The sequence below is a fragment of the Variovorax sp. CAN15 genome (genome assembly GCF_030462475.1).
Classification (GTDB): domain Bacteria; phylum Pseudomonadota; class Gammaproteobacteria; order Burkholderiales; family Burkholderiaceae_C; genus Variovorax.
Genome location: NZ_JASMRZ010000126.1, coordinates 1 through 9,255, shown reverse-complemented (window position 1 = coordinate 9,255; position 9,255 = coordinate 1). Strand labels below are relative to the sequence as shown.

2 protein-coding genes are annotated in these 9,255 nt (G+C 64.9%); one reads left to right on the top strand and one right to left on the bottom strand.

What is annotated here, in order from left to right:
• Window positions 1–129 (bottom strand): alcohol dehydrogenase catalytic domain-containing protein (locus tag QMO14_RS31785; RefSeq protein ID WP_301512055.1); only part of this gene is annotated, 129 nt, incomplete at its 3' end.
• Here QMO14_RS31785 and QMO14_RS31780 point away from each other — a divergent pair.
• Window positions 115–9,255 (top strand): LysM peptidoglycan-binding domain-containing protein (locus tag QMO14_RS31780; RefSeq protein ID WP_301512054.1); only part of this gene is annotated, 9,141 nt, incomplete at its 3' end. The two genes, QMO14_RS31785 and QMO14_RS31780, sit on opposite strands and share 15 nt — an antisense overlap.

Genomic DNA, 9,255 nt, shown 5'->3' with positions numbered 1-9,255 from the left:
CTCGTGGCCGAGGATGCGCCCCGGCGTGCAGCTGGGCACGTCTCCCTTGAGGATGTGCAGGTCGGTGCCGCAGATGGTGGTCTTGAGTATCCGGACTACGACAAGAGCGGCAACCTGCTGCAGACCCAGGCCCCCGAAGGCGTCGGCACCAGCGCCACCTACGACAAGACCGGCCTCAAGCTCAGCACGACGGACGCCAGGGGCACCGTCACCACCTACAGCTACGACGCCGTCAACCGCCTCCTCACGCGCACGCTCGACCCTTCCGGACTCCAGCTCACCACGAGCTACCAGTACGACGCCAAGGGCCAGACGATCCGCGTGACCGATCCCGCTGGCATCGTCACCATCACCGAATACGACCTCAACGGCCGCGTCACCCGCCAGACCGTCGACCCATCCAACGGCGCGTATATAGGACTGAACCTGCAGACCGTCTACACCCATGACGCAGATGGCACCACGCTCAGCGTCCAGGGGCCCGACGGCAAGCTCACGCGCTACACCTACGACGGCGCCGGACGGCGCATCAAGGAGCAGGTCGACCCGCTGGGTCTGAACCTCACGCGCAGCTACACCTACGATGCCGAGGGCAACGTCGCCAAGTCCATCGACGGCGAGGGCAATGCCACCCTCTTCATCTACGACAAGGCCAATCGGCTGGCCTTCACCATCGACGCGATGGGCGGCGTCCAGCAAAGCGACTACGACGCCGAGGGTCGCCTGAGCAGCCAGACCACGTACGCCGCGTTCGTGCCCGTGGCCGCCTGGAATGGCATTGCACCGAGCCTGTCAACCATGCAGGCCGCGCTGCCCACGCTGGGCCTGGCGACCACGCAGAGCCGGCGCTACGACCGAGATGGTCGGCTGCGCTTCGCCGTGGATGCCACCGGCGCGGTGGTCGAGTACCAGTACGACGCCACCGGCAACGTTGTGGAGACCCGAGCCTATGCCCAGCGGATCGACCTGAGCAAATGGAACGGCAGCATTGACCCGCCTGTCGCGGCCGACGACATGCACGACCAGCGCTCGCGCAATACTTACGACGCCCTGGGGCGCAAGACCTTCAGCATCGATGGCACCGGCGCGGTGGTGCGGCAAGTCTTCGATGCCAGCGGCAACGTCACTGAACGCTTTGCGTACAGCACGAGAGTCCCGGTGACAACGGCAGCAACGGCGACTGCCCTGGCCGCCGCCGTAGCGTTGGTGGCAGAACCTACCCGAGATCAGCACGACACCTATGTCTACGACCGTGCCGGTCGACAGCTCTCCCACACCAACGGCGTGGGCAATGTGACTTCGCAAAACTACGACAAGAACGGCAACCTCATCAGCCGCGCCTATATCAAGGACCAGGAGGCAGGGACGAACCTTTTTACGGGCAGCGAGTTCGCCGATGGGTTGGGCGATACGTCGAACTGGATCGGCGACGTTGAAGCATCGAAGATGGAAGGATTCGCAGGCGCGCTCAGGATCGGGACCGATCCGTCGCGCCTTGGGTATGCAGGTGCCTATAAGTTGCATCAGTCATTGACGCGCGGTGCGACATACACAATGTCCGTGATTGTGGAGATGGAAGATGGTTTGGCACCAACTTTTGGAAACGAAAACGCGCGGGACGCCGCGAACTCGTTTGCCTTTGCATCTCTTGGGCGCATGGCAGATCCCCTCGCGTATGTCGTGCAGCATCTCGGTGGCAAGCAATATCGCGTGGCAACTACCGGCGTAGCGTCGCGCTCGACGGCGTACTTCGGAATCGTCAAGTTCACCTCGAACGACGCTCGTCCTTTTCGTGTCACAGCCTATCAACTCGAGCAATCGGAGGTCGCAGGCAGCGTGACGCCGACCACCGCGACACCAGTGCTCATTGCAGCCAAGACACAAAGTCAGGTCACGCGCTATGCATACGACTCCGCCGGGCGTCTGGTCTATACCTTAAGTCCTCTGGGGCAGCTGGAGAAGAACAGCTACGACGAAGCGGGCCGAATCACACTGATCACGCGCTATGCAAAGCCCATCAGCATGGCAGGACTCGGCGCCGCGCTCACCGTAGCCCAACTGCAGGCCCTGGTCACCGAGACACCCGGGCAAGACCAGCAGCAATACAGCGTCTACGACAAGAGCGGGCGCCTGAGCGCCACGGTCGATGCGATGGGCGCCGTCGTCACCTTTGTACGCGACGGCAAGGGCAACATCACCGAACGCACGGCCTGGGCCAACCCCATCGACCTGGCCACATGGACGGCCGGCACCACGCCAACACCACGGGCCGATACGGCGCGCGACCAGCGCACGCGCATCTTCTACGATGGCATGGGCCGTGAGGCCCTCACCGTCGATGCTCTGGGCTACGCCGTGCAGCGCCAGTACGACGCAAGCGGTCGCCTGACGTACGTCGTGCGCTACCCGGTGGCCGTACCGGCGACGACGACCAACACCCATAAGGCCCAACTGGATGCAGCGGTCCAGTTTGCATCCACCTCCGGCCAGCCGCTGCAGATCACCGCCTACGGTTACGACGCGGCCGGCAACCGCACCAGCCAGACCCAGGCCCTGGGGCAGCCCGAGGCGGCCACCACCCAGTTCGTCTACGACGGCATCGGTCGGTTGACCCGCACCATCGATGCACGGGGCGTCGAGCTTTCGCAAAGCGATAGCGCCTGGGCGCTCACCCAGCGCCTGCAGCTGAAGTACGTCAATGCCGCGGGCGGCGCGCTGAAGGCCTCCGACCTGAGCACGGCCCAGCGACAGGCGTTGGCCGCCCTGTACACGACGACCACCGATTACGACGCGGCCGGCCACAAACTCAGCGCGACCGACGCCCTGGGCGGCGTCACGCGCTCCGAGTACGACGCCAACGGCCATGTCGTCAAGATCACCGATCCGCGCGGCAACGCGGCCTTCTACTACTTCGACGCCGCCGGGCGCGTGACGCTCAGCGTAGACCCCGAGGGCTACGCCACCGCCACCACCTACGACACGCTCGGACACACGCTGAGCGTCAAGCGCTACTTCAACAGGGTCAGCGGCACCTACGGGATCGCGCAACCACCGGCGCTGCCGGGGGCCAACCCCAGCGACGCACTCACCCGCTTCGAATACGACGCCGCCGGGCGCCTTACGAAAACCATCGACGCCGAATCGAACGCAGAGTCCTACACCTACAACACCCTGGGCCAGCGCGAGACGCTCACCAACAAGCTCGACGGCGTCACCGCCTACACCTACGACCAGCTCGGCAGGGTGGCCAGCGAGACGCTGCCCATCAAGAGCAGGAACGCCGCCGGACAGTCGGTGGCGGTAGTCAACCACTACGCTTACGACGCCTTCGGCAACAAGACCACCACGACCGAGGCGGCCGGCCTGCCCGAGCAGCGCGTCACGCAATTCAGGTATGACGCGCTGAACCGCGAGGTCGAGCAGCGTCAGGCGCAGGTGAGCATCTACGTGGATGGCAAAGGCTGGAGCACCATCGCGCCTACGCGCACCAAGGCCTACGATGCCAGCGGCAACCTTATTGCCGTGGTGGACCCCAACGGCGGCCGCACGCGCAGCTGGTTCGACGCGAGCAACCGCAAGGTGGCCGAGGTCAGTGCCACCGGCACGCTCAGCGCCTGGAGCTACGACACGGCCGGCAATGTCATGTCGCAGCGCGTGTATGGCGACGCGCTCGCCTTGCCGGTGGGCGATGCGCAGCCCACGCCGGTGAACGTAGCCAACGCGCGCCTGACCACCTACCAGGTGGATGCCAACAACCGCGTGACCCGCAGCACCATCGCCGGTGTGCAGTCCGGCGACTACGACGCCAAGGGCCACCAATACAACATGGCGGTCACGAGCGATGTGGTCAAGCGCAGCTTCTACGATGCCAACGGCAACGTGGTGCGCGAGCAGAACGGCAAGGACGCGGCCACCCTCGTCTGGTACGACAAGCTCGGCCAGAAGGTGCTCGAGGTCGATGCCATGGGTTACGGCGTGCGCTGGGAGCGCGATGCCAATGGCGCCGTGCTGCGCCAGACGCGCTATCTGCAGGGCATCGAGCTTGGCAGCCTGAGCGAGAGCACGGCGATGGCCGACGTGCTGGCCAAGTTCAGGCCGGCCGCGGGCGACCAGATCACCGAGTACAGCTACGACCGCAATGCGCGCGTGCTCAGCGAGTCCAGGCTGAACGTGGTCTATGGCAGCGTCGCGGCCAACGGCGCTCTCAGCGAAGCCAGCACCTCCGCCACCCAGCGCACCGTGTACGACGCCATGGGCAACAAGAGCGCCATCATCGACGCGGAGGGTCGGCGCAGCGACATGCGCTATGACGCGCTCGGGCGGCTGCTGGGCGCGCAGCGCCCGGGTGCAGCTGACTTCAATCGCACACTCGTGCGCCAGGCCACCGACTACGAGTACGACGGCCTGGGCAACGTGCGCCGCGAGATCCGCCGCGGCACCGACAACGCCGTGGAGAGCGACGATCAGATCGTGCGCTACGGCTACGACGCCACCGGCGTGCGCACGTCCATGACCACGGCCAAGGACGAGACGATCAGCTATGGGCGCGATGCCAACGGCAACACCACGGCCCAGATGACGGATCGCATGGATGCGGACGGCGTGGTCTCGCGCGATATCGTCAGCATCGGCTACGACGCGGCCAACCGCGAGGTGCGTCGCTTCACGGGGCAGCGCGATGCTGCCAACATGCCGGTCTTCAACGTGGCCAACACCATCACGCTCGGCTACAACACCTTCGGCGAGCTGACCAGCAAGCGCACCGGCAGCGGCAACGCGCAGGGACAAGCCCAGGAGTACTACGATTACGACAAGGCCGGCCGCCTGTGGCGCACCAACGCGCAGGGCGGCGTGAACAAGGCCTGGATGTACGACCTCGCAGGCAATGCCACCTTGCAACTGGAGTCCCAGCGCGTGGACCTGCGCGCTATGACGTGGGAGCAGATCGCGGGCGACGGCACCCACCCCAACCCGGACATCCTGATCACCATCACGTCCTACGACCAGGACAACCGCGTCGTGAGCGTGATGCAGCCCAAGATGGATGCATCGCGGCCGAACCTGCGGATGGTCGCAGCGCCCATCAATGTGGATTCGGGCAAGTTCGGCGGGCTGGACATCGACGTGGCGCCGGCGCTGGCCGAGGCCAACTCCACTTGGATCGCTGGGCCCTCCGACGGGTCGGCCACGGGCCAGGTCGGTGCGCTGGGAATGCCTGTCAGCGGAGGCATCGTGCGCAGCATCGCCAATTGGGAGGTGCCCGGCGCAAAGGGCGGCGCGGGCAACATCAGTTCCACTCTAAAGGGTGTGACGGATGTCGTACTTGGTGCAGGCGGCGGTGCTTGGCATGCGGGTATCGAGAACCTCTACGGCGCCGTGACGTGGCGCGTGGAAGTGGGCATGGCGGTCAGCTATCTGGGCCGGATCACCAACTGGCCAGTGACCGTACGCCCGATGTACTCGCAGTTTCCTCCGGTCAGCATGTATTTCCTGACCGGCCTGGCCACCAACGCGGCGCTGCCCATTCCGCTGCGGGTCATCGCTACCACCGCCAGTGGGCAGGACATCGTCGTGGTCAATGGCAACGTGCGCCAACCGACGTGGCCCAACATCAACCGATCGCTCAGCGGCACCTTCATGCGACTGACCGGGGGCGAGGCGCGCGACACCGACACGATCCAGCTGTACAGCCGACCGCGCGGCTCGAACGGTCCGTTCTCACAGACGCTGCCGTATTTCAAGGCCGGCCAGGGCGGCTCCAGCCTGAACGGGGTCTCAGTCGACGGCGCGTACCTGACACGCCTGGACGGCCAGGGGCCGCTGGACATACTGTTGATCGTGACGCAGTCGGACGGCACGGTCGTGCGCCGCCAGTCGATCCAGTACGACCCGGCCTCGGGCCAATCCTCATCGTCCGTGGCGCCGGCCCAGCCGGTTTTCACCAGCGACAACGTAGCGCATTTCACGGGCCTGCGAATCAACGGCTCCGCCATCCGGGTGCTGCAACGACCGCAAGGCAGCCAGGGAGAGTACTCGCAACGCACGTACTTGCCCAACGGCGCAACAGGGCGCTTCGACGTTCAGTTCGACGGCGGCGCGAGCGACGTCATCATCGAAGTGCTGGATACGAACCGCAACGTGGTGGTCGACCGGCTCAAGGGAACCGTCAACCCCGGCGCTTCGTACTACGACATGCGCCCGCTGGCAGCCTCGCCCTCGAGCGTCACCTTCCGCGACATCCCGGTCGACGCGCGCACCCTGCAGATCGACTACGAGCCACTCAGCCCCGGGGGACTGAGGGGCTCCATCACCATCCCGCGCTCAGCGGCCGGCGACATTGCCCAGTGGGTCTGGGATGCTGCCAATCTCATCCCGGACAAGCGCAGCCTGTACAGCTACAGGTTGCATTTCGTGGCCCGCGACGAGGACGGCTTCATACTGACCGATGCCACCGGCGAGGCCACGATCGGTGCGATCAGCAAGGACGGAACCAAGGCCAGGTTGACCGGCAACGTCAAGCACCAGGTGATGACCTTCGATCCGGGTATTCCTGAAGGCCGGGCCATGAAGCTTCGCTACCGGGAGAAAGGTGCAACGGCAAAGGACTTCACCGAGGTGTCGGCCACGCGCGTGAAGGCCAACACCGCCTTCAAGTGGGATGCGACCGCCAACAACCTGGACCCGGACAAGGAATACGAGTTCGTCTACGACGTGTACAACGCCGCGGGCGCGGTGATCGGCAACGGGGAAGGCTACTTCCGCCTGAACAACGGCGCCGACAACAAGGACGTGCGCTGGGCCATCCCGAACCTGCCCGGCGAAGACGTCATCAACAACAGTTGGGTGATCCAGCGCCGCCAGACCTACGACGCGTTCGGCAACGTCACCAGCGAGATCGACGGCAACACCAACGCCAACGAGCTGCGCTACAACACGCTGGGCCTGCTGATCGACAAGATCGGACCGAGCGTGGACGTCACGCTGGCCAACGGCCAGGTGCAAACGACAAGGCCCACCGAGCACTACAGCTACGACCTGAACGGGCAGCTGGTGGGCAAGCGCGATGCGAACGGCAACCAGAGCACCGTGGAGCTCAACGCGGCCGGGCAGGCCGTGGCCGAGTGGCACCCCGGTGCAGCGGCAGGCAGCTTGGTGGCGGTGCGCAAGAGCTACGACGTCTTCGGCAATCTGCGCACAGTGACCGACGAGAATCTTCGCGTCACCAACAACGAGTACGACTTCAACAACCGATTGAAGAAGGTGTGGCGCCCCGTCAATCCCGCCGATGGCACCCGCGCCTTCGATACCTATGACTATGACGTGCTGGGGCAGCGCATCGCGCACGCGAACGCACTGACTTTCCGCGAACGCACCTACTACGACACCATGGGGCGCGTCACGCGTTATGTCTCGCCCGAGGGCGCGAGCGTCAACTACGGCTACACCTACGACAACAGCATCGGCTCGGCCGGTGGCGTCAACACGGGCGGCTGGGTCCACACCACGACGGACGCCAACGGCAGGACGCAGACGCTGAAGAAAGACCTGTTCGGCCGCACGATGTGGAAGCAGGACCTGGGCGGCCACCAGTTCACCTACGGCTACAACTGGTCGGGCCTCATCTCCAGCCAGACCGGAACCTCTGGCCAGAACATCAGCTACAGCTACTACGACAACGGCTACCTGCGCAAGGTCATCGATCTGGGCGTATCGACGGAAAGCACCTTCGAGTACGACAACAACGGCAACCGGATCTTCGAGGGCTTCAAGTCCACCGCAGGCAATGTGGCGATGGTGTTCCAGTGGTCGCGAGTGAGTTATGACGCCTACAACCGCGTCAAGAAGATCGACGATGCCCGCTACGTCATCGACTACGAGTACGACGCCAACGGCAACCGCCGGCGTGTGAAGAGCACCTACCTCAACATCGTCGACCAGAAGAAGGACGTGCAGGACTACTGGTATGCCTACGACGGCATGAACCGCTTCACCACGACCATGGGGCAGATGGCCAACGGGCAGATCTGGCGCGGCGGCTCGGGCGATGGCGCGACCATCGAGTACGACGACGCCGGTCAGCGCAGAGCGGCCACCTACGCCAACGACGGGCACCGCGAGGTCTACGACTATGACGGCGCGGGCAACATGACCACGATGGTGATGGACGGTGTGCTGCGAAGCCGCCGCACCAACGATTTGGCGGGGCGCGTGACGCGTTACGAAGAGTGGTTCAAGGACGGGACACTCAGCACGCGGAAGGACCGCACCTGGAACAAGGACAACCAGCTCACCGTGGAGTTGGAGCATCGGCTGACCGAAGGAACGAACGGCAGGAAGTGGTCCGACACGACGACAGCCTACACCTTGATGAAGGACGGCACGCTGTCGAAGGTGGACTCGCTGACCAACGCCTTCAACAACTTCAACCCCAGTGCCCAGGATCCTGCTGCCGTCATCACCCGCATGATCAGCAACTATGCCTACGAGTGGTGGGACAACGCCAAGCAGTCCTCGATCACGCTCGATCCCGCGAGCACGGGCTACGACCCCAGGAGGCCGCAGCCGCCGGGCTATTCGGCGTTCGGCTATGACGCCAACGGGCACCTGAAGACGGCCACGGACCGGAACGCGACCACGCCGCGCAGCTTCTCGTACTGGACCAATGCGGAGGGCCAGGTGCTGCAGCGCCAGGAGCTCATCGGCGGCAAGATCGGCGCCGACGGCAACGTGAGCGGCGCCAGCAAGAGTCGCGACCACCGCTACTTCTATTTCGATGGCAAGCGCGTGGGCAACGTGGGCAACGACGGCGTGGAGCGCGAGGACTATGCACAGCAACTCGCGCGCAATACGGCAGCGCAGAGCCCCGATGACAAGTACCGCAAGTTCACGCCCACGAACTCGGCGGACTTCGACGAGAACTACCAGCCGATCAATGCGGGCTTCCCCGGACCGGCTCCTGGCAGCTACACGGTGCGCGAGGGTGACACGCTGGAGAACATTGCGCGGTCACTGTGGGGCGATGCGCAGCTGTGGTACCTGCTGGCCGAAGCCAACGGCCTGGACGGCCAGCCTTCGGCGCCACTGACACCGAACACGGTGCTGCAGGTACCCAACAAGGTCACCAACCTGCACAACACCAGCAGCACCTTCCGGCCCTACGACCCGGGCAAGGCCGTGGGCGACACGAGTCCGACACTGCCGGATCCGCTGCCAGCTCCCAGGGGGAAGGACGGCGGGTGCGGTGGGATTGGCAAG